The sequence below is a fragment of the Nocardia sp. NPDC051570 genome (assembly GCF_044454005.1).
Taxonomy (GTDB): Bacteria; Actinomycetota; Actinomycetes; order Mycobacteriales; family Mycobacteriaceae; genus Nocardia.
In genome coordinates this window covers 78766-100201 of record NZ_JBITDI010000002.1, presented here as the reverse complement: position 1 = coordinate 100201, position 21436 = coordinate 78766, and the positions used below count along the sequence as shown (strand labels likewise).

Genomic DNA, 21436 nt, shown 5'->3' with positions numbered 1-21436 from the left:
GCTCGGCATCGGACGGGTCAGCTCTGTGGGCGGCCGACGTTATCGGGGAATTGGCCGAGAACGTTTCCGGGTGGGGTGAAGCGGGCGATGACGAAGGTGCTGGGCTCGGGGAAGACGGTGCCCGCCGGACAGGAGGCGATGCCCACCGTCATCTGCGTGCTGCCCTTCCAGACCACCTGGGTGAAGTGTCCGGTCTCGGCGGAGAAGCCGGGGTGGTTGTAGTCGTAGGCGGTTGCCTCGGCCATCCAGTTCTGCAGCGCGTCGTCGAAGGCGACCGTTCCGGTACCCGCGTACAGGTTCTCGCCGTAGCGGCCGCCGGAATTCGAATGCTCGAACTTGCATGACTGGGCGTATTGCTGTGTGCTGGAAGATAAGTCGGAGTTCCAGCTCAGCGGGGCCGCGCCGTATCGCGCCCGCGCCGAATTCGCCACCGAGAGCATATGGTCCTGGGATGTGTCCGCACCCGCCGGGACGGCGGCTACGACCGATCCGGCAGTGAGAGCGGCCAGGATGCTGGCAATCGCCCACCGGGACTTCGACATTCGAGTTCCTTCCGATTGGTAGAGATACCGGTGCCAGTCACGCTAGGGACGCGTGGTCGCCGCCACAAGAGGCCGTGACGGCCGACTTGTGACATTCGGGATGAACGGAAGGTAACCGGCTGCTCGCCAACGGAATTGGCGCAGGGCGAAGTCGAGTAGGTGGCGCAGTGGATGATTCGGCGGGATCGGTCAGCCGGGCCGCTGTCCGGAGGGGCTTTGGGTCGGAATCTGGTTCGACTCCAACGGGTTTCCCGAATCCCGCCACCCCACGATGCCCCCGTCGAGACTGGCCGCGTCGTGACCGGCGCGGCGGGCCAGGGCGGCGAAGCGTCGCGACAGTTCGCCGACGGGGCAGACGAACAGCAGCGGGCGGGTGCGGGGGAACGGGATGCCCTGGACGAACATATCGTCGAGTTGATCGTCGCGGATGTTGATGGCGCCGGGGACGTGACCGATGCGATAGGCCATGGCGCCGCGGGTGTCGACGATGATCGGGTCCGCGAGGGTGGCCACGGCATCGGGGGATACCGCCGGGACCGCGGCCAGCTCCTGCGGGCTGGGTGGCGGGATGCGGGAGGCGCTGCGGCCGAACAGGTCCGGGCGCCGCTTCTTGATGTAGTACAGATACGGTTCGATGCGGTCGCAGACGATGAGCACCGCCACCGCCGGGCCGTCGGCGCCGGCGGCCGGGAACTCGTCGGTACCCAGCAGATCGAGCGCCGCGGCATAGGACGCGCCGCTGGTCGGACCGGCGAGCACACCGTGGCGCAGGGCCAGATCCAGGGTGGCGTCGACGGCCTGGCCGGAGTCGATGGTCACGATCCGGTCGTAGAAATCCGGCTGGAACAGCCCGACATCCCACATCTCGGTCTCCGAGCGGATGCCGGGGATGAAGTCCGACCGTTCCGACACCACCGCGATGGTGCGCAGGTCCGGATGATGTTTGCGCAGGTAGGTGGCCGTGCCGCGGGTCGATCCGGTGGTGCCCAAACCGCCTATCAGATAATCGATCCGGGTGATTCCGTCGCGGGACAGATCCTCGTGGATCTCCCGGCCGGTGCCGTGATAGTGCGTGTCGATATTCTTCTCATTGGTGTACTGCGAGGGGTAGAAGTAGGCGCCGGGATTGCGCGCCAGCTCCGCCTCGATCACCGCGTACACATTGTTCGGCGTCGTCGGATCCGGACATTCCGACAGTCCGGGCAGCTCCTCGATCTCGGTGCCGAACAGTTCGAGCAGCTCGCGCACCTCGGCGACCTTGACGCGGTTGGTGACCGCCCGCAACCCTATTCCCCGCATGGCACCCAGGATGCGCAGCGCCTTGGCCGTGTTACCGCTGGACGCCTCGATGAAATCCTGTCCGCGCGTGGCGATCCCGTCGATATCGTCGCGAATCATGCCCCAGGCCGCTCGGTCCTTCACCGAACCGAACGGGTTGTAGAACTCGAGCTTCGCGTACAGCTCGACGTTGTCCAGCCCGTGCGCGGCCGGATCCAGCCGCAGCAGTGGGGTATTGCCGATCAGATCGGTGATGTGGTCATAGCGCATCAGGGCATCACCAGCGCCGGTTCGTAGTCGGTATCGGGGCAGATCCGGAATTCGCCGCCGTGCCGGGTCACCGCCAGTTTCGGCGGCAGCGGATGCATCGAGGCGGCGGCCGCCGACAGATCCTGGTGGTAGGCGGCCGTATTCGGGAATACGACCAGATCGCCCGCCTGCGGACGATGCGGCAGCCACGCCTTGTGATTGGTGATCATGTCGCGTTCCAGGCACAGTCGCCCGGCGAAGTACACCCCCACCGGTCCGGCGCCGTTCGTTTCGCGCCGGGCCGGGCCGGGCAGGATCAGCGGATCCACCATCACCTCCTGATCGGCCGGGGTGACGGTATCGCGGCTGAGGTCGAGATTGACCAGCATGCTGCCGTCGGCGGCCTGTTTGACGAATTCGACCCGGGCCACGGTGATTCCGGCGTGGTCGACCAGCGACTTGCCCGGCTCGAGCCACAGCTCCAGCAGATTCTCCCCGGCCACCTGCGCGACCGTGCGCCCGCCGTGCGCGTCCAGCGGTGCGGTGAGCAGATCGTCGAGCATCCGGGTGGCGGGCACGGTATTGGCGTACTTGTGGAATACCGGCGTGCCGTGCACGCCGGTATCGTCGACCTGATAGCCGAAGGTGTTGTGCCCCCAGGTCATCGGTTCGCCGCGGCCGAGCAGCGCCGCCCGCAGCGCCGCGACGTAGCCGTCGAAGCGATCGGCGTCGGCGGTGAACACCTGCCGGAAGCCGCCGCCGATATCGAGCACCGTCGGGGTCAGGCCGTGACCGTAGGCGCGTTCCACCAGCCCCAGACATTCCTGCACCGCGCGCACCCGCTCGCCCGGCTCCCCGGAGTCGAGATGAAAGGCGAAGCCGCGCAGCGTGATTCGGCTGCGATGTGTCGCCGCGAGCGTCAGCGCCCGATCGGCCTCGGCCAGCGCGATTCCGAACCGGCTCATCGCGCTCGCGGGGAAACCTGAGATGCGCAGCAGCACCGGCACTTCCGTATGGTCGCCGTCGAACTCCGCCAGCCGCTGCAACTCCCAGAGATTGTCGACATTGATCGTCACCCGGGCCTCGATCAACTCGCGCAGCAGCCGCTCACCCTTGGGGCCGGTCACCTCGATGCGGTCCGGTGCGAATCCGGCGCTCGCGGCGGCCGCGAGCTCCTGTGCGGAGGCCACGTCGACCGCGATCCCGGCGCGTTCGGCCGTGCGCAGGAAGGCGCGCGACCGATTCACCTTGTGCGCGTAGCAGATTCGATATCGGACCGCGTGCCGGTCCAGGACCGACCGCAGCCGGGCCAGATTGTCCGAGAAGACCTGCGGGAACAGTAGATGCGCGGGCGAGCCGAACCGTGCCAGGCCGTCGTGGGCCGCATCCGGGGTGTCGAGGAAGGCGCGCACCAGCGGATGGATCTTCGCCGGAAGCGCGGGCACCGGAGTCGTCATACGGCCGTTTCCGTGGCCTGCGGCCGATCGGGCGTGGCGGTGGGACGGGTCGCGACCGGGTTGTAGCCGCCGTCACGCAGCGCCTCGAAGGCGCGCTGGCGGTTGCGCGGGCTGCGGAATTCGGCGACCACGCGTTTGCTGATCAGATCGATGTCGTGCACTCGGATCCGCATCGACTCCAGCACCCCGGTGATGGTGTGCACGCAGTGTTTGCAGTTCATGTCCGGGACGTAGAACACCCGATCCTCGGCCGCCAATTCGCTGGTCTCGTCGGCGGATTCGCCGGCCACCTCGATGACCGACAGGTGTGCGGCCGTCGTGGCGAAGGTGTCGACGAACCGGTCGGCCACCACCGGCAGGACGCTGTAATGCCCGCCGTCGACGGTATGCGGCATCGCGGCCAGACAGGCCGGACGGGTGCCCTGCGGCAGCAGCGCGTACTGGCGCGAGATCAGATCCAGATCGTCGTGATACTTCGCGATCGCCGCAGGGGTCGACAGGCCCTCGGAGGTGGTGGCGCGGCGCATGACGGTATGCGCGTCGGCGATGGTGGCGTCCTTCATCGCGCGCAGCGTCGCGACCGTATCGGCGGTGTAGCGCACGGTCCCGTCGGGCTGCGCGGCGAATGCCACCGGGATCATGCCGCGCCGATAGGTCGACGCCTGCAGCTCCCAGTACCAGCGGGTTGCCACGGCCGAGAAGATACCGGAATCGCGCATGCCGCAGGCGAATTCGGCGGGCGTACGATAGGGCGTCCATCGCGCCAGCAGCGCGTGCTGGGCCAGCGCCCGCCCGCAGGCCTCGATGCCGACCCGGAAGATATCGATCGGCTCGTGATCGGTCGTGGTGGCGGCCAGGATCGTGCGGTCGCGCGTGGCGACCTTCGAGATGCGTTCGGCCAGTGCGCTATTCGACTCGAGGGCATGCCACAGCGTCAGGACCGTCTCGCGCATGGCGATCGGCACGATCGGCCCGAGCCCGCCGGAGCGGAAGAAGCCGGTATTGGGGATGCCGTCGGAGTCGGTCCAGGCGATGCGGTGGGTGGCACTGGTGACCTGGTCGGCGCGGCACGGCCGCATGAACCGCTCCAGATACAGCCGCTGCGACAGGGTCAGGTGGCTGTTGGGCTCGGAACGCACTGTCGCACAGGTGTATTCGATGCGTACCGGTCTCGCGACGGGTAGCGGGGCGAACAGGCCGGGATAGGCCAGCCCGGCGAGCACCCGGGAGGCGGCGCGCCGGTCGTAGCTGGGGGTGCTCATCGGACCTCCGAGGCGATCGTGGCGACACATCGAACGAACCGGTCGATGTCGTCGCCGGTGGTGTAGACGTGTGTGCTCACCCGCACCGAATCCGCGCCGACGTCCTCGGAGGGTATGCAGTGGGCGCCCGTGCGCACCAGGAATCCGAGCTCGGCCAGGACGAAGCCCAGATCGGTGGCGCCGATGCCGTCGAGGGTGAACGAGACGATGCCGTGGCCGCTCTCGCGCGGGGTGTGGGCGGGGCCGGGCAGGAAACGCAGTCCCGGCAGCGGGCGCAGACCCTCGACGAGTTGTCGTGTCAGCCCGCGATTGTGCTCGGCGATGGCGGCCACGCCCAAGTCGCCGAGGACCTCCAGCGCCGCACCGAGCGCGAGAATGCCCGGGATGTTGTGGGTGCCGCCCTCGAGCTGATGCGGCATGCCGGTGGGCCGCAGGCCCGAATCGGTCACGGCCACACCGGAATTGCCGCCCGGCAGGAACGTCGTGAGCCGCTCGTGCACGCGGCGCGCGCAGTAGAGCACCCCTGTGCCCGGCGCGCCGAACATCTTATGCGCCGACAGCACCGCGAAATCCGCGCCCAGCGCGGTCACATCGACCGGCAGATGTCCGCCGCTCTGGCTGCAGTCGAAGCACCACAGGATGCGCGGATCCACCCGGGGGCGCAGCTGTTCGAGCGTGGTCAGCGCGCCGAAGACGTGATGCAGATGGCTCACGGTGATCAACCGGGTGCGCGGGGTGATCCGGGCGGCGACGTCCTCGGCGTCGGCCTCGCCCGTGGCGGTCACCCGATACGGCAGCACGTGGATGCGGCGTCCGAAGCGGGCCAGGGTGTCGCGCAATCGCAGCCACGGATAGACGTTGGCGGAGTGATCGCGTGGGCTGTAGAGGATCTCGTCGCCGTCGTCGAGTTCGGCGAGCCCCCACGACAGCGCGATCGCGTTGAGTCCCGCGGTCGCGCCGGGAGTGAACACCACCTCGTCCGGATGCGCGCCCAGAAACTCGGCCGTGCGCGCCCGGACCGATTCGATCCGCCGATCCAGGCTCGTGGCCCAGCCGTAGCTGCCCCGCCCGGCGTTCGCGGTGTGGTGGGAGTGGTACCGATGGATCGCCTCGATCACCGGGAGCGGTTTCTGTGTGGTGGAGGCGCTGTCGAGGTAGGTCTCGCGCGCGTCGGCGACGGCGGGGAACAGGGTGCGGATCCGGTCCGGGTCGAACCCGCGCTCGGGATCGGCCGCCGCCCGCACGGGGGCCGATGAAGACGCAGGTAACCGCAACGCGACGCTCCCTTCGGGTCGTACGCTCCGACCCCACCACGATACGCACTTTCGACGCGCCGATTCGAAGGGTTTCGCCGACAACAGGTTTGGGGCCGGTACTTTGTTCGCCATGCCACTGACCCTTCGAGAGCGCGAACTGTTCCTGTCCGAACCGCATATCGGTGCGCTATCCGTGGACGCGGGGCCCGGCCGGGCGCCGCTGACCGTGCCGATCTGGTACGACTACTCCCCGGGTGAGGAATTGTGGCTACTCACCGGGGCGGAGTCGAAGAAGGTCGAATTGATCAAGGCCGCGGGGCGGTTCAGCATGATGGCCGAGCGGCAGGAGCCGTCGGTGCGGTATGTGAATGTGGAGGGATCGCTGTCCCGGATCACCCCGGCCAGCGACGAACTGCATCTGCATATGGCACGGCGCTATCTGCCCGAGGACAAGGTCCGGCCGTATCTGCGCCGCGCCGAGGAGTTCGGCGAGCAGGTGATCGTGGCGCTGCGGCCCGAGCATTGGTACTCGGCCGATCTGGGCACGCTGTAGCGCGAATTCGACACGCCGGAAGCCCGATCCACCCGGATGCGGTGAGCTGACTCACTCGGTACCGTCGTGCCGGTGAGCGTAGCGGGCGTGGGGACGAGGGTGCTGGCGGTGCTGGGCGATCCGCGTCGCGGCGGGTTACCCGCCACCGCACTCGATGATGCCGTGACCGCGCTCGCCGCGCTATGGCTGGTGAGTGGTCTGGTGCTCGAGGCCTGGGCGCATGGCGCCACGCCCGAACCCGGATCGTTCTTCGCCGCCTGGCATCTCGTCTTCGATACCGGATTCGTCGCGATGGCGGGGTGGACGCTCGCCCTGGTGTGGCGGCGGACCCGCGGCGGGCTCCGGGGATTCGCGGCCGTGCCGCTGGGCTATCGGTCCACCGTGGTCGCGGTGGCGGGTTTCGCGGTATCGGGCGTGATCGATCTGATCTGGCATGCGTACTTCGGCGCCCAGACCGGTATCGGAATGCTGTTCGCGCCCGGACATCTCGGGCTCGCGGTGTCGATGCTGGTGCTGGTCACCTCGCCGGTGCGTTCGGCGATGGGCCGGGCCGATGTGGGGGAGGCGCCGCCGCTGCGGTTGCTGTGGCCCGCGCTGTTGACCACCGGGCTGGCCGCGGCGCTGGTGATGGTGTTCGTCGGCTACGGCAATGCGATCACCTACTCCGCGGCGCGGATCGTGGAGGTGCTCTCGCAGACCGACGATTCGCCGGTGCGCGAACTGGCCGCGTCGGTGGTGATCAGCGCGGCGGTGCTGCTCGTGCCGTTGCTGTTCCTGGCGCGGCGCTGGCGGCTGCCGTTCGGTGCGGGCATGCTGACCATGCTGCCGGTGATCGTGGTGTCCGGCGCGGAGACCGGCGGTAACAACGTCAGCGTGCTGCTGGCGTTCGTCATCGCCGCGGTCGGCGTGGATCTGCTGATCCTGTGCCTGGACCCGTGCGCGGCCCGGCCCGGGATCTACTGGGGATTCTCCTGCGCGGCGGCGTTTTTCACCTGGTCGCTGTACATAGGCATCGCGGCGGCCGCGGCCGGGCAGGCGCCCTCGGTGGTCGAGCTGTGGACCGGCATCCCGATCATGGCGGGCCTGCTCGGCTGGCTGCTGGGCGTGCTCATGCTGCCGAGCCGCCACCCGATGCCACCGATCGCGCTGCCGTAGTCGATTCGGTGCGGCATCGAGTGCCAGTGTGCGTTTCGTGCCGATTGCCGGATGATCGGCGTCGATGACCATGGCGCCGATCCGTGTATGTCCGGCCCGCCGACGCTGTAGGGAATCGGGTGGCGGTGCCGGATCATGATCGCCTACCGTCCGGTTCGTGGAAATCGGACGGGGATGGGACAGTGTCGCGACGCTCGTCGACGGGTGGGTGTATCGACGGCCGCAGCGACCGGAGATCGTCGAGCAGCTGCGCCGCGAGACGCGGTTGATGCCGTGGCTCGCGCCGCGGCTGCCGCTGCCCGTGCCGGTTCCCGAAGCGGTCGACGGGGATCCGGTCGCGGTGCGGCACCGCATGATTGCTGGTGAACCGTTGTGCGAACCGGCGGCCGGGCACGGAACGGCACTCGGTGCGTTCCTGCGCGCCCTGCACGACAGTCCGGTGGACGAGGCACTGCGGCACGGGCTGCCGTCGGCCGAGCGGACCGCGGCCGAGCGTGCCGCGGCGGTCGGACAGTTCCGCGCGCAGGTGATTCCGTTGCTGCCCAGCGCTGTTCGCTCGCGCGCGTGGGATCTGCTCGGCGCGGTCGCCGACCTGCCCGCCGATACCGTGGTGCACGGCGATCTCGGCCCCGATCATCTCCTCGTCGACGCGGACGGACTCACCGGCATCATCGATTTCGGCGATGCGCATCTGGGCGACGCGGCCATCGATCTGGCGTGGGCGCTGCACGGGGCGCCCGCGGCGTTCGCCGACGCCCTCGCCGCGGAGTACGGCGTGAGCGACGAGCAGCGTGCCCGGGCGCTGCTGTGGTATCGGCTCGGGCCGTGGTACGAGGTCGTCTTCGGCCGGATGACGGCCGACGACAGTCTGATTCGCGGCGGCACGGCCGGTGTGATCGGTCGCTTGACCTGATTCAGTTCCCGGCCGGATCGGGTCCGCCCGGATTACACAGCGCCTGTACGGTCGCGTCGTAGCCGACGGCCGGGCGCCACGGCTCGAGATTCCAGCTGGGCTTATCCGGCCGGAACAGCCGCGCCCAGTCCCAATGGCAGCGGAATTGGTCGTACATGCCGGGCGTGTCGGCATCGGGTGCATCGATGAGCACCTCGCCCCACGCGCGGTCGCGCGCCGCGGGGAAGGTGTCGGCGCGTCCGGCCGGTGTGGGGTAGACGTGCAGGCGGCGGCCGTCGGGATCGGTGGTCCACTCGGTGTGGTCGATCAGTGGGCTGTCGGCGAATTCGTCGACGGCCGGGATCGCGGCGGCGGTCGCCGTGGTGCTCGGCGCGGTGGTGGGATGCGATGTGGGCCCGGGGCCCAGCGCGACCGGTTCGGAACGATCGGTGGTGCCGCATCCGCCGATCACCGGTGCGAGGGCCAGCATCGCCACCGCCCCGATTCCCAGGATGCCAAGCCGCACCGGAATCCCTCTCCTCCCATGGCCTTCTCGTCCCCGGTACGTTACCCGTTCGCCGCGAATGCCCGGAATCGCTTGTCCGCCCGGGCGTGCGGGTGGTGTGGTCTTGCCCGAAATGCCGGTCCGGGCAACGTACAGTGGATGGGTGGCCGCTCAGCTGACCAGGGGACAGGTGGACCGACTCACCGTCGACGACATCGTCGTGGCAGTTCGGCACAGCGAGCCGATCGATATCGCGGCCATGCTGCTCGATGCCGGCGGCCGGGTCCGCGGCGAGAGCGATCTCATCTTCTACAACAAGCCCGCCGGCCCCGGCCTGCGGCTGATCCCCGGACAGACGCCCGCGCTGGCCCTCGATCTACGCCGGCTCCCGACCGAGATCGATCACGTCCGCGTGGTGGTGACCCTCGACGACCGCCAGGCGCATTTCGGCGACTATCCGCCCCCGGAGCTGCGCATCGACGATCCGGCCGGAAATCTGTTGTACGAGTACGCGATCGAGGGGCTGGGACCCGAATCCACGGTGATCGCCTTCGATCTGGACCGGGTCGGACAGGTCTGGCAGGTGCGGGTGCTCGGCCATGGGTATTCCGCCGGATTCGAGGCGCTGGTCAAGGCGCATGGCGTGCCGGTCGGCGGCGGCCCGGGCGATCAACCGGCGTATCGCGGTCCGGCCGTGCTGAATCCGGGCCAGGAGGTCCCGCTGCACCAGATCCGCAAGGATGAGCTCACCATGGTGAAGATGGGCCTGGCCTGGGATCCGGTGAAGGTGCACGGCGCGCGCGGGATGCGCGATGTCGAGATCGATCTGGACGCCTCGGCGCTGCTGTTCATCGGCCACGATCTGGTGGATGTCGCCTTCTACCAACAACTCGCCTCGCGCAATGGCGCGGTGCGGCATTCCGGCGACAACGTCACCGGCGACGGCAAGGGCGACGACGAGACCATCACCGTCGATCTGGCCCGGTTGCCCGCGCAGGTCACCTCGGTCGTATTCGTGGTCACCTCCTACGCCGGGCACACCTTCGAACGGGTGCGAAACTCCTACTGGCGCATGATCGATGGCACCACCAACGCCGAACTGGCCCGCGGCAATCTGCGCGCGGGCGGTTCGCATACCGGCATGATCGTGGCGAAGGTGTACCGCGACGATACGACGTGGCGCCTCGCCGCGATCGGCGAACCCATTCAGGCGGGGCATCCGGTGGAGGCAGTACAGCCCGTGACGCGATTCATCTAGTGCGCTGGTTCTGGGATTGAGTGTCAGCTGACGTCGGCAGGTTCGACTGGCGGTTGACAACTTGTCGGCACACAAGGCACCGGTCGTGCATCACTGGCTGCTGGCCCATCCCCGCTTCGCCCCGCACTCCACCCCGACCTACTCCACCAGATCCAGCGATGGCTCGCCGAACTCCAACGCCACTGCCTCGAACGGTGATTGGTATCACATTCTTCGGCTTCGTGATAATTCCACATGGAAATAACTGCAAGTGGTGTGTTAGCTTCCCCACAACGTTTAGCACTTTGCCAGGTGGTTCCCGTGGAGGACATGCTTCAAGCTGATCTCGACACCCTGCATCGACTCGGCGCCACGCTGGCCGGACATGCGGATGCGATCGATCAGATCAGGATATCGGACACGGTGACGATGCCGGACTCGCCGATCCAGGCTGTGTCGTCGCAGGTCAATGACGCGGTGGTCACCGCGTACAAACTCATCGGTGACAATATTCGTCGGATGTCCGACGGATCGAAGTCGGCGGCCGAGACCTACGAGAAGACTGATCAGGCGTTCGCCGGCCAGCTCCACCGATATATCGCGGGCGAGTAGGTGTGCGATGACCACGATCAGCTATGTGCGCAAATGTAATCCACAGTCGATGGTTACCTACGCGGCCGATCTGGCCGCTCAGAACGACACCTTCACGGGTCGGGTCGGGCAGATGAACCGTGACGTCGACACCGCTATGCACACCTGGAAGGGCGAAGCAGCTACAGCGGCTTCCGCCTGCGGGTTATCGCAAGAGCTGGTCGGCAATCACTTGAGTGAAACTGTCGTCACGATCGCCGACACATTCATTACCTACGGCGGTGAGCTCGACGGCTATCGGACGTCGCTGCTGAACATTGTCGACAACTGCCTCCCGTTCGCGGGCATGACCGTGGACGACGAGGGTAATGTCACCGCGTCGAGGCCCCCGGCCCATGCGGGCACACCGCTCGCGGTAGCCCTGTTGCAGCAGGCCCTCGACGGCCAGGCCGCATGCTTTCAGACTCGTATCAAGACCTTGCTCGCGCAGTTCGGTGATGCCGAAGCCGCAGCGGCACAGGCGATCACGACCGACCTGCGGTTCCTTACCGGCTACGAGCGGACCCCGGACGGGGTGCCGCTGCGGTCGCGGGTGCGAGACATCGTCGACGGCCGTGCGCAGCTGCCGACGGATCCCAGGCAGTTGCACGATTTCTGGCAGACCCTGACTCCGGCGGAGAAAGACGCGTTGTGGCAGCACGACCAGTACCTCGGCAATCACGACGGCCTCCCCGCAGTAGATCGTGACCACTACAACCGGATGAAGCTGCAGGACGAGCTCGCCCGCGCTCGAGCCGGCGACCCGGCGGTCAAGGACAAGCTCGACGATCTGCGCACGATCGCGGCGTCGGTCGACAGACCGGACCGCTACCTGCTGCAACTGGACACCCAATCCGGCAGGATCCCGCACGTCGCCATCGCGTCCGGAAATCCCGACACCAGCAGCAATGTGGCCACCTATGTGCCGGGTACCGGTTCGCGACCAGCGAAAATGGGTGATGACATGAAGCGGGTGGACGCGATGAAAGCCGAAGCCTTGAATGCCGGTGCCGCGCGGCCGTCGGTGATCGCCTGGTTGGGCTACGACGCCCCGCAGGACATAGTGACCGGCGCCACGCAGCGCGATTATGCCGATGCCGGGGCACCGGCTCTGGACCGGTTCCAGGATGGACTGCGCGCTTCGCACGAGGGTGCGCCATCCTACAATTCGGTGGTCGGGCACAGTTACGGCACCGTGTTGGTCGGCGACGCCGCCGGCCACGGCCGTAGCCTCGATGCCGATGCCGCGGTGATGGTCGCGAGTCCGGGGACCACGGTCGACCATGCCGGGGACCTCAGCCTGACCGGTGTGCCGCACGACGAGGTGGCCAAACACATCTTCGCCACCGAGGCCGACCACGATCCGGTTCCCGAGTATGCGAGGGAACGAGGTGGTCAGCTGGAACACAGGATCGAGCACTGGGCGATCTCGAACACCGTGAACCAGTGCCTGCCCTTCGGTCCTGGCAATGTGGTTGCCGACGTCGTGGGCAGTACCGCCGGGCACGCGATCGACGACTTCGGCCCGGACCCTGCTGGAAGGAGTTTCGGAGCTCGGGTGTTCGACTCGGATCCGGGAAAGTCGGGTCCGTACGCTGGCTTCAGCGCACAGGCGCACAGCCAGTATTGGGACCAGAACAGCTCATCACTACGCGGCATGGGCGACATCATCGCCGGTCACGGAGATGCGGTGGTGAATACCACGTGATACCGAAATGGGGGACGAGCTCACCGGATGATATCGAAACGGGGGATGAGCTCAATGGTCGCAGCGTGCGCGATCGCACTGCTGGCGACGGTCGGAATGCTGACTGGACGTGGAAGTGACAATGGAGACAACGACGGCAAGGGGGCGCAGGTGAACGCCTCTCTGACGGAAGCCACGGCGAGAGAACGCATCAACACCTACCTCCTGGAGGCGTTGCAGGCATTGCCGCCCGGGGCTGCGTTATCGCATCAGCCGGACAACCCTGGTCTGGGAGCCTTCGGTGATGAAGCCGCGATCACCGTTCCGTGCGAGGACAGCGACGTTCACACCGGCGGTCCGGAGCAGGTACAGATCCGGTACTGGGTCGTCGGTATCCCGGCGGGGCGCAACGCCCACTACTTCGAGGTCGTCCGCGATACCTGGATCGGCCGGGGCTATCGACTCGAGTCCGACGTGAATTCGGCATGGGCGCCGGTGCGCACTCCCGATGGCTACGGCTTGGTCGTGCGGTACGTGTCCGCCAAGGAGCAATCGCTCAGTATCACCGCGGGATCGCCATGCTTCCCGAGGGCGAACCTGGGCACGACGACTCCGCAACCAGCGGAACTCCATCGGCCTTTTTGACGACGATCTGTGAGCCGATGGAGAGTAGCGAATGTCCGTGCAGCACAATGATTTCGACGAACTCGGTGCGAAGGTGCAGCGCGCCCAGTACGCACTGGAACAGGCCCGCGGTGTCGGCGTGGTCAACGGTATCCGCGTAATCGTGGATGCGGAATACCGATTGCTGTCGGTGAATGTCGATGAGGCGGCCATCATCGTCGCCGCCTATCAGGCCGCAGTCGACGATGTGCAGTCCAAGGTCGAGGAAGCCACCCGAGAGCTTCGGGCCGATCCTCACTTCGAAGCCCTCTCGACATTCACCGAGGCCAACACCGCGCGCCTGGACGCCGAGCAGATCCGGCGGGAGCAGCAACTCGAAGAGGACGAGGACCGGTTCTACGAGGAACACAACCGCCGCGGCTGGTTCGTCAAGTGAACCGCCTTACCAGGATGTTTCGACGGTGGTTCGATCACGTCGAGATCGGTTACGGCCCTCGATGACACCGCGGTGTATACGCGTGGTGGCTAGTTTCGGTGCAGGTCGGATGTTATACACGAACCTGCCAACGCCAGCTGACACTCAATCCCAGAACCAGCGCACCAGGGCCAGGCCCACAGAGCGAACAACTCTTGCCGGACTGGAATTCGCCTCTGCGCGAACCTACTATGTCCTCTCGCGGGGGCGGCCCGAGAATCCGGGGCTTGTTCCAGCCGAGTGGTACCTGAATCGTTGCTGTCGAAGCGTCGACCGTAGGGGCGGATATGACATCACCGGCCGTGAAATGCCTTGTCTGGGAGGTGGACAACATCCTGTGGGACGGTGTGGTCTGCGACTCGACCAGTGGCGCGCTGCGACCGGACGCCTTGCGGGCCCTGCGCACCCTGACCCGCCGGGGCGTGGTGCATGCGGTCGCCAGCCGCGGCGAATGGGCTTGGACCACCGGCAAATTGCATAAACACGGCCTGCACGGACTGTTCGGCGCCGTCGAGGTCGGCTGGGGTCGCAAATCCGCCGCAATCCACCGCATCACCCAGCAGCTGCGCCTGGACCTGAACGCCATCGGCTACATCGACGCCGAACCGCTCGAGCGCAGCGAGGTAGCCCACGCCCTCCCGCAGGTCCGCTGCTACGCCGGGCGACACGTCGACGTCCTGACCGCCCTCCAGGAGTTCCGGGCTCCGGCAACCGCCGCCCCGCCTCCTACCTCGCCGATGGGCTTCTCCCACATCACCACCCAATAACCTCGCACCCTTTCCCGCCCCTCGCACCCTCTCCAGCCGCCCGCACAGGGTGCGAGGCGCGGGAAAGGGTGCGGGGTGGGGGTGGATCAGGCGCTGTCGCGGGTGATTTCGACGATGGGGAGGATCAGGGCGGCGGGGGCCGCGGCGGGGACGATGGGGCGGTTCGGTGCGGTGGGGGCGATGCGCTGATAGCCCTCGCTCTGCGGCGGGCGGGTGTCGCGTTCGCCCTTGTTGGGCCACAGGGCGGCGGCGCGTTCGGCCTGGGCGGTGATGGTCAGCGACGGGTTGACACCGAGATTGGCCGAGACCGCGGCGCCGTCGACGACGCTCAGGGTCGGATAGCCGTAGACGCGATGGTAGGCATCGATCACGCCCTGATCGGCGGAGGCGCCGATCACCGCACCGCCGAGGAAGTGCGCGGTGAGCGGAATGTTGAACACCTCGCCCCAGCTGCCCCCGGCGACGCCGCCGATCTTGTCGGCGACCCGGCGGGTGACGTCGTTGCCGGCGGGGATCCAGGTCGGATTCGGTTCGCCGTGGCCCTGTTTGGAGGTCAGCCTGCGGCCGAACAGGCCCCGTTTGGTGTAGGTGGTGATCGAATTGTCGAGTTGCTGCATGACCAGGCAGATGATCGTGCGCTCGCTCCAATTCCGCACCGTCAGCATCGACACCAGCGTCACCGGATGGCGCAACACCTCCAGCACGAACCGCAGCCAGCGCGGAATCCGCCCGCCGCCGTCCACCATCAGTGTCTGCAACAACCCCATCGCATTGGAGCCCTTGCCGTAGCGCACCGGCTCGAGATGGGTGTCGGGGGTGGGATGGATCGAGGAGGTGATCGCCACGCCGTGGCTGTAGTCGTGTGCCGGATTCACCTTCCGGGTCGCCGCGCCCACGATGGATTCGGAATTGGTGCGGGTCATCCGGCCCAGCGTCGGGGAAAGCCCGGGCAGAATCCCCTTGTCCCGCATGGCGAACAGCAGCTGCTGGGTGCCGCGGGTGCCGGCGGCGAGCACCACATGTCCGGCGGTGAACGAGCGCGGCGACTTGCGCAGCCACGCCCCGGTCCGCTGGGTGTCGATCTGCCAGCCGCCGCCCGGCAGCGGCCGCACCGCGGTGGCGGTGGTCAGCGGAATCACCTGCGCCCCGGCCTTTTCCGCGAGATACAGATAGTTCTTCACCAGTGTGTTCTTCGCGCCGTGCCGGCATCCGGTCATACATTCACCGCATTCGGTGCAGCCGGTCCGGTCCGGGCCGACGCCGCCGAAATACGGATCGGCGACGGTCTGTCCGGGCTCGCCGAAGAACACCCCGACGGGGGTCTGCACGAAGGTGTCGCCGACGCCCATATCCTCGGCGACCTGCTTGAACACCTCATCGGCGGGCGTGATGTGCGGATTGCGCACCACGCCGAGCATCTTGGTGGCCTGCTCGTAGTAGGGCGTCAGCTCCGAGTGCCAGTCGGTGATATCGCGCCACTGCGCGTCCCGGAAGAACGGCTCCGGCGGCACGTAGAGAGTATTGGCGTAGTTCAGCGAGCCGCCGCCCACCCCGGCGCCGCCGAGGATCATCACATCGCGCAGCAGATGGATGCGCTGAATACCGAAGCAGCCCAGCCGCGGCGCCCACAGGTACTTGCGCAGATCCCAACTGTTGCGGGGCAATTCGTCATCGGCGAACCGCCGCCCGGCCTCGAGTACGCCGACCCGATAGCCCTTCTCCACGAGGCGCAGCGCGCTCACGCTGCCGCCGAAGCCCGAACCCACGATGAGCACATCGAAATCGGTGTCGTTTTGTGCCATGTGACACTCCTCGCTCGCGGTCGCCTGTGACCCCGACAACGTTACTACCGGGTAGGGTACCTGTGTCGCGGGGTACGGCTTACCACCCAGGGGCCCCGAGGACCGGCAGATTCACCCAACTCGGCCGGCTCGGATCCAGCTCCACATGCTGCGGGCGCAGGCCGCTCTCGTTGAGCAGCGGCCGCAGCGGAAGGCTGCGCGGGAAGTCCAGCGCGTACACATCCACCCGCAGCCGATGGCCGGGCTGCAGTACGCCGTCGGTCGCGTCGAGCCCGATGTCGACGACGGTCGGCCGGCCGGGCACGACGGGCTGGCGGGTGTCGAGGGTGAGGATCGGATAGGGATCGGTGTAGTCGCCGCCGGGGGAGCGGGTCGAGGCGGCCTCGTCGATCGCGCGCAGGGATGCGGCCAGCTGGCCGTACGTCCATTCCGTCGAACGGCCGTCAGGTGCGACATCGTTGAGCGTCACCGCCCAGAATCCGTCGGTCGCGTCCAGAACGGTGTCGAGATGCACCGCGATCGGGCCCGACAGCTCGGTCGCCGCGGCGACGGGCGCACTGGTGAAGGTCAGCGCGCTGGTCTCGGCGATCCGCGAATCCCGGGTGCACGCGTCGAGGACGGCCGTGATCCCGCCGGTGCCGGTCGCGGCGTCCTGCGAGCACAGCGTCGCGAGGCCGGGTGCGACGGTCAGGCGCGCCGGATCGCCCGGCGCGGCCGACAGACTGCCGTCGTGCGCGCTCACCGCGACCGTCCCGGATGGCGCGGAGTTCAGATACAGCCGCCGGTAATCGGCGTCGGGGCGCGGGAATTGCGCCGCCGCGGCCCAGCCGCCGCCCTGTTGCCACGTCGTCACCGGCGGATACGCGTCGATACCGTTATCGATACCCTTGAGCCACTTGTCGAACCACGCGCGCTGCAGCACATCCAGCCGCGGCGGCGCGCCCGGTTCGCCCAGTCCGGAGGCGGAGGAGATGTGGAAGGTGTTGCCCATGATCATCTTCTTCTCGCCCGCGGGCAGTGGTATCGCGCGGTAGATCTTGGTCTGGTCGTAGGAGAAGATGTCGTGCCAGCCGCCGTAGAGGAAGGTCGGCACGTCGATGGTGTCGGGACGGCCCAGCCAGGAATCGCGAATCGGGCTGCCCTGCTGGATGAGTGAGCGCAGCGAGTCCGGAATCGTGTCGATGCTGGGCACGGTCAGCGCCGCGAACAGATAATCGAAGAAGGTGAACGGATCCGCGATCCGATCGGCGAGCCACCGCATATCGAAACGCCCGTTCAGCAGCGATCCCACATCGGGCACCAGTTTGGCGATGTCGACCGCGGCCAGCCACATCGGCAGGAAGCCCGTGCCCAGCCCGCCGCCGGTGGCGACGATATCGTGCAGCAGATCGCTGCCCGGCACCACCGGGAAGATCGCCTTCAGGCCCGCGGGATGCCGCTCGGCCGTTTGTAATTGGTTGATCGCCGAATAGGACACTCCCGACATTCCGACGGCCCCATCCGAGAACGGTTGCCGGGCGGCCCATTCCACGACCTCCGGGCCGTCGCGTTGCTCGCGGTCGCCGAAGACCTGCCAATCCCCCTGGGAGAAGCCGGTTCCGCGGACATCGACGACGACCTGCACATAGCCGCTCTGAATCAGCTTGCGGTCCACCGTGAACGTGCGCGCCAGCCCGCCCGGCAGCGCCTTGCCCAGATCCGAGGCGCCGCCCAGCCCGAGGCCGGACAGATCGAAACCGCGCAGGAAGTTCATCAGCGCATCGCCGAGCACCGGCACCGACAGCATCGAATCCGCCACGTTGGAGACGAGTTTCGTATAGGGCGTCAGATTGACCACGACCGGCAGCCGCTCGGTGATCGGCCCCGCGGCGTCGGCCGGGCGATACACATTGGCCTTCAACACCGTGCCGTCGCTCATCGTGATCGGCACATCCCAGTCGATATGCACGCCAGGGTACTTCGGCGGCCCGTCCTGCAGCGCGGTCCAGCGGGCGCCGTCGCCGGGATCGGCGTGGGTGACCGGTGCGAAGGCCAGCGCCCCGAGGATGAGTGCCGAGACGGCCGCGGTCGCAACCGCCCGAAGTGGACGACGGTGTCGAAACATAGTGTTACCCCACGTGATTCGCCGATCGGAGCCCGCCGGCCGATCGCGGCCGATCGGTGACAGTAACCTGGATCACTTCGAGCGGGCAATTGTGGTCCATCCCACGGAAAGCGACGTTCACATTTGAATGCAGTGCTCTCGATATGGCAGGGTGAGGGAATGACGGCGACCACACCGCGAGCGCGAGCGCGCGCCCGCACCATGGCGGATATCGTCCGCATCGGCCGCGATCATCTGGCCGTGCACGGCGCGGCCGCGCTGTCGTTGCGGGCCGTGGCGCGGGATCTGGGCGTGGTGTCCTCGGCGGTGTACCGCTATGTCCGCAGCCGTGACGAACTGCTCACCCTGTTGGTGGTCGACGGCTATACCGAGCTGGCCGACGCCGTCGACGCCGCGCTGGCCGCCGCTCCGGTGGATCCGGCGCAGGGGCTGCGGGTGCTGGGGCGGGCCGTGCGCGAATGGGCGCTGGCCGAACCCGCGCGCTACGGACTGCTGTTCGGCACACCGGTTCCGGGATATCAGGCGCCCGCCGAGGAGACCAGCCCGCCGGGGATCCGAGTCATCGTGGCCCTGATGCGTGTGATCGAAAGAGCGTATGCGGCAGGCGTTCTGGCGAGCCCCGAGCCGCCGCCGGTCATCGCGCATCCGCTGTCGGGCGATTTCGCCGCCATCCGAGCCGAATTCGCGCTCGAGGTACCCGATTGGCTGCTGGCGCGGGGGATCTCGGTGTGGACGGGACTGTTCGGCGCGGTGAGCTTCGACGTGTTCGACATGTACGGGCCGGGCAGTTTCACCGATCGCGCGGACCTGTTCGAGCGGCACCTGGACAACCTGGGCGGCATACTGGGACTGTCCGCCGCGGCGAGCGAATAGCGCACCCCGGGATGTGCATTTGTCACAAACATCGGGCACGATGACACGATCCGATGAAAGGCATTCTCAGCTTCCCCTCAGCACGGTGATGTGAAACTGAACGGCGAGATGAACGATCACACCGAACCGATCCCGGTCGTGCCGGACCCACGCACCAGTGGTCGCCACGCCCGACACGCGCGCGCGGAGAATCAGGCCCCGGATCGGTCCGGGCCGGCCCCCACTCCGGCAGAACGTGCCGCTCGCCTCGAGGCGAGCGGCACGAGCCGTCGTGCGCGCGAGGAAGCCCCAGAGGCCGCGCCGCGCCGCGCGGAGCGCCCCGAGGCGCCCGCGCGTCGCACCGCGCGTCCGAGCGCCGAGCGCGCGAACGCGCGTCGCGGCGAACGCGTCGACGCGGGGCGTGACATCGAGGCTCGCCGCCCGCGCGCCAAGAGTGCCGCCGCCGATCTGGCGGATGCGCCGACCGACCGGTACGTTCCGGCGAAGCCGAGCCGCAGCACCCGCCGCGCCGCCGCCAAGCGACCCAGTAAACAGGCCCGGCGCGCGCGTATCGTGGGCCGCCTCGCCGCGGCGGCCACCGCGGTGATCGTGGTGTCCGGCACGGGATTCGCCTACTACACCGAGAAGAGCGTCAACGAGGGCTTCACCCGATCCCAGGTGATCAGCGCCGGTGACGCGGCCGCCCTCGACGGCGATATGAATCTGCTGCTGATCGGTCTGGACACCCGGAAGGATCTGAACGGCAACGATCTTCCCAAGAATATCCTCGATCAGCTGCACGCCGGCGACGGCAGCGAGGGCGGCTACAACGCCAATTCGCTGATCCTGGTGCATATTCCGAAGGATCTGAGCAAGATCACCGCCTTCTCCATCCCGCGCGACGACTATGTCGCGGTCAACAACATCCCCGGCTACGACCACGCCAAGATCAAGGAGGCCTACGGGCTGAAGAAGGCTTCGGCGGAACAGAAGCTGCAGAATCAGGGCGTCAAGGACAAGGTGGAACTGGAACGTCAGGGCCGCGAGGCCGGGCGCGAATCCATCGTGGCGACCGTCAAGCAGCTCACCGGCGTCCCGATCAACCGCTTCGCTGAGGTCTCGCTGGTCGGCTTCTACGATTTGGCCAACATCCTCGGCGGCGTCGACGTCTGCCTGAACCACGCGGTCGACGACGAGTACTACTCCGGCGCGGTGTTCCCGGCCGGGCGCCAGCATCTGGACGCGGCCAACGCGCTGTCGTTCGTGCGCCAGCGGCACGGCCTGGACAACGGCGACCTCGACCGCACCCATCGCCAGCAGGCGTTCCTCACCTCGGTCGCCAAGCAGCTCAAGGATTCCGGCACGCTGACCAATGTCGGCAAGCTGCAGCAGCTGATCACCGCCGCGCAGAACGATATCGTGCTGTCGGACGGCTGGAACGTGCTCGACTTCGCCCAGACCATGGGCAAGGCGGGCTCGATCCCGATCGAATTCCAGACCCTGCCGGTGAAGACCTACGACACCATCGACGGCCAGGACGTCAACATCGTCGATCCCGCCGCGATCAAGAAGACAGTGCGCGCCGCGTTCGGCGTGCAGACCACGCAGCCGACCGCGCCCAAGACCGCGCCGCTGAGCACCATCGACGTCCGCAACGCGGGCGCGACCGGCGGCATGGCGGGCAAGGTGTCGAACTTCCTGGCCGACAAGGGATTCCGTCAGGGCGATGCCAAGAACGCCGAATACGGCGACGGCACCAGCTCGATCGTCTACTACCCGGCGACGAGCACCGACGCCGACGCCACCCAGGTGGCCGATATGCTCGGCGGCCTGCCGACCGCCCCGTCGAAGAATGTCGAGGCCGGTCACGTGAAGGTCGTGCTCGGGTCCGATTTCGCCATGCCCGACGGCATGACCACCGGCGGCTCGGCATCGACCACCTCCTCGGCCGAACCCACCGGTTCGAGCTCGTCGACCACGACCTCGGGTGGCGCGTCGGCCTCGGCGGTCGCCGACGGCCTGCCCGATTCCGGGAAGCCGGTCACCACCAGCATCGGATCGGATATCCCCTGTGTGAACTGAACCCGCGTGTGCGCGCGGGCTTCTCGG

General features: G+C 67.6%; 19 protein-coding genes. 11 read left to right on the top strand and 8 right to left on the bottom strand.

The window, feature by feature from the left end; translation table 11 throughout:
• Positions 1-17: 17 nt before the first annotated feature.
• From ACIA76_RS03975 to ACIA76_RS03955, 5 genes are all read right to left on the bottom strand, one after another.
• Entirely contained in the window at positions 18-542 is a 525-nt protein-coding gene (locus tag ACIA76_RS03975; RefSeq protein ID WP_397148202.1) for a CAP family protein, read from the bottom strand.
• Positions 543-731: 189 nt separating this feature from the next.
• Positions 732-2090 (bottom strand): pyridoxal-phosphate dependent enzyme, encoded by a 1359-nt coding sequence (locus ACIA76_RS03970; RefSeq protein ID WP_397148200.1) that lies wholly within the window; start codon positions 2088-2090, stop codon positions 732-734.
• Positions 2090-3526 (bottom strand): alanine racemase, encoded by a 1437-nt coding sequence (locus tag ACIA76_RS03965; protein WP_397148198.1) that lies wholly within the window; start codon positions 3524-3526, stop codon positions 2090-2092. The genes ACIA76_RS03970 and ACIA76_RS03965 overlap by 1 nt, the downstream gene beginning before the upstream one ends.
• Positions 3523-4788, bottom strand: coding sequence for a heavy-metal-associated domain-containing protein (locus ACIA76_RS03960; RefSeq protein WP_397148196.1), 1266 nt, complete (start codon positions 4786-4788; stop codon positions 3523-3525). Before ACIA76_RS03960 ends, ACIA76_RS03965 begins: the two co-directional genes overlap by 4 nt.
• On the bottom strand, positions 4785-6062 hold the full coding sequence (locus ACIA76_RS03955; RefSeq protein WP_397148194.1) for an aminotransferase class V-fold PLP-dependent enzyme: 1278 nt from the start codon (positions 6060-6062) through the stop codon (positions 4785-4787). The genes ACIA76_RS03960 and ACIA76_RS03955 overlap by 4 nt, the downstream gene beginning before the upstream one ends.
• A 112-nt stretch (positions 6063-6174) precedes the next feature.
• Here ACIA76_RS03955 and ACIA76_RS03950 point away from each other — a divergent pair, with 112 nt between their 5' ends.
• The 3 genes from ACIA76_RS03950 to ACIA76_RS03940 all read left to right on the top strand — a co-directional run bounded on the left by ACIA76_RS03950 (position 6175) and on the right by ACIA76_RS03940 (position 8665).
• The gene (locus ACIA76_RS03950) at positions 6175-6597 is read left to right on the top strand and encodes a pyridoxamine 5'-phosphate oxidase family protein (RefSeq protein WP_397148192.1); all 423 of its coding nucleotides are present in this window, start codon (positions 6175-6177) and stop codon (positions 6595-6597) included.
• Between the two features lie 72 nt (positions 6598-6669).
• Positions 6670-7752, top strand: coding sequence for a hypothetical protein (locus ACIA76_RS03945; RefSeq protein ID WP_397148190.1), 1083 nt, complete (start codon positions 6670-6672; stop codon positions 7750-7752).
• A gap of 157 nt (positions 7753-7909) precedes the next feature.
• The gene (locus ACIA76_RS03940) at positions 7910-8665 is read left to right on the top strand and encodes a phosphotransferase family protein (protein WP_397148188.1); all 756 of its coding nucleotides are present in this window, start codon (positions 7910-7912) and stop codon (positions 8663-8665) included.
• Between the two features lies 1 nt (position 8666).
• Here the strand turns inward: ACIA76_RS03940 and ACIA76_RS03935 are convergent, their stop codons facing one another.
• Entirely contained in the window at positions 8667-9170 is a 504-nt protein-coding gene (locus ACIA76_RS03935; protein ID WP_397148186.1) for a DUF2599 domain-containing protein, read from the bottom strand.
• Positions 9171-9312: 142 nt separating this feature from the next.
• On the opposite strand from ACIA76_RS03935, the gene ACIA76_RS03930 reads away from it, so the two are divergent.
• From ACIA76_RS03930 to ACIA76_RS03905, 6 genes are all read left to right on the top strand, one after another.
• Positions 9313-10407 carry a TerD family protein gene (locus ACIA76_RS03930; protein WP_397148184.1) on the top strand — a complete coding sequence of 365 codons (1095 nt, stop codon included), beginning with the start codon at positions 9313-9315 and terminating at the stop codon, positions 10405-10407.
• A 291-nt stretch (positions 10408-10698) separates the two neighbouring features.
• The gene (locus ACIA76_RS03925) at positions 10699-10998 is read left to right on the top strand and encodes a hypothetical protein (RefSeq protein WP_397148182.1); all 300 of its coding nucleotides are present in this window, start codon (positions 10699-10701) and stop codon (positions 10996-10998) included.
• 7 nt (positions 10999-11005) lie between these two features.
• Positions 11006-12724 (top strand): alpha/beta hydrolase, encoded by a 1719-nt coding sequence (locus ACIA76_RS03920; RefSeq protein ID WP_397148180.1) that lies wholly within the window; start codon positions 11006-11008, stop codon positions 12722-12724.
• Between the two features lie 150 nt (positions 12725-12874).
• Positions 12875-13348 (top strand): hypothetical protein, encoded by a 474-nt coding sequence (locus ACIA76_RS03915; protein WP_397148178.1) that lies wholly within the window; start codon positions 12875-12877, stop codon positions 13346-13348.
• 31 nt (positions 13349-13379) lie between these two features.
• Positions 13380-13763, top strand: a complete 384-nt coding sequence (locus tag ACIA76_RS03910) for a hypothetical protein (protein WP_397148176.1) — start codon at positions 13380-13382, stop codon at positions 13761-13763.
• A 326-nt stretch (positions 13764-14089) separates the two neighbouring features.
• On the top strand, positions 14090-14569 hold the full coding sequence (locus ACIA76_RS03905; protein WP_397148174.1) for a hypothetical protein: 480 nt from the start codon (positions 14090-14092) through the stop codon (positions 14567-14569).
• An 86-nt stretch (positions 14570-14655) separates the two neighbouring features.
• Here the strand turns inward: ACIA76_RS03905 and ACIA76_RS03900 are convergent, their stop codons facing one another.
• Together ACIA76_RS03900 and ACIA76_RS03895 are read right to left on the bottom strand one after the other, a co-directional pair.
• Complete coding sequence (locus ACIA76_RS03900; RefSeq protein ID WP_397148172.1) at positions 14656-16371, bottom strand: GMC oxidoreductase; 1716 nt, start codon at positions 16369-16371, stop codon at positions 14656-14658.
• A gap of 79 nt (positions 16372-16450) precedes the next feature.
• Positions 16451-18475 (bottom strand): CocE/NonD family hydrolase, encoded by a 2025-nt coding sequence (locus tag ACIA76_RS03895; protein WP_397148170.1) that lies wholly within the window; start codon positions 18473-18475, stop codon positions 16451-16453.
• A 159-nt stretch (positions 18476-18634) separates the two neighbouring features.
• On the opposite strand from ACIA76_RS03895, the gene ACIA76_RS03890 reads away from it, so the two are divergent.
• Positions 18635-19348 (top strand): TetR/AcrR family transcriptional regulator, encoded by a 714-nt coding sequence (locus ACIA76_RS03890; RefSeq protein ID WP_397148168.1) that lies wholly within the window; start codon positions 18635-18637, stop codon positions 19346-19348.
• Positions 19349-19456: 108 nt separating this feature from the next.
• Positions 19457-21409 (top strand): LCP family protein, encoded by a 1953-nt coding sequence (locus tag ACIA76_RS03885; RefSeq protein ID WP_397149375.1) that lies wholly within the window; start codon positions 19457-19459, stop codon positions 21407-21409.
• Positions 21410-21436 lie beyond the last annotated feature (27 nt).

Coding starts and splice junctions, on each gene's coding strand:
- ACIA76_RS03890 (WP_397148168.1), top strand. CDS start 18,635: ATGACGGCGACCACACCGCGAGCGCGAGCGCGCGCCCGCACCATGGCG.
- ACIA76_RS03900 (WP_397148172.1), bottom strand. CDS start 16,371: ATGGCACAAAACGACACCGATTTCGATGTGCTCATCGTGGGTTCGGGC.
- ACIA76_RS03965 (WP_397148198.1), bottom strand. CDS start 3,526: ATGACGACTCCGGTGCCCGCGCTTCCGGCGAAGATCCATCCGCTGGTG.
- ACIA76_RS03970 (WP_397148200.1), bottom strand. CDS start 2,090: ATGCGCTATGACCACATCACCGATCTGATCGGCAATACCCCACTGCTG.
- ACIA76_RS03910 (WP_397148176.1), top strand. CDS start 13,380: ATGTCCGTGCAGCACAATGATTTCGACGAACTCGGTGCGAAGGTGCAG.
- ACIA76_RS03885 (WP_397149375.1), top strand. CDS start 19,457: ATGAACGATCACACCGAACCGATCCCGGTCGTGCCGGACCCACGCACC.
- ACIA76_RS03950 (WP_397148192.1), top strand. CDS start 6,175: ATGCCACTGACCCTTCGAGAGCGCGAACTGTTCCTGTCCGAACCGCAT.
- ACIA76_RS03975 (WP_397148202.1), bottom strand. CDS start 542: ATGTCGAAGTCCCGGTGGGCGATTGCCAGCATCCTGGCCGCTCTCACT.
- ACIA76_RS03960 (WP_397148196.1), bottom strand. CDS start 4,788: ATGAGCACCCCCAGCTACGACCGGCGCGCCGCCTCCCGGGTGCTCGCC.
- ACIA76_RS03905 (WP_397148174.1), top strand. CDS start 14,090: ATGACATCACCGGCCGTGAAATGCCTTGTCTGGGAGGTGGACAACATC.
- ACIA76_RS03920 (WP_397148180.1), top strand. CDS start 11,006: ATGACCACGATCAGCTATGTGCGCAAATGTAATCCACAGTCGATGGTT.
- ACIA76_RS03895 (WP_397148170.1), bottom strand. CDS start 18,475: ATGTTTCGACACCGTCGTCCACTTCGGGCGGTTGCGACCGCGGCCGTC.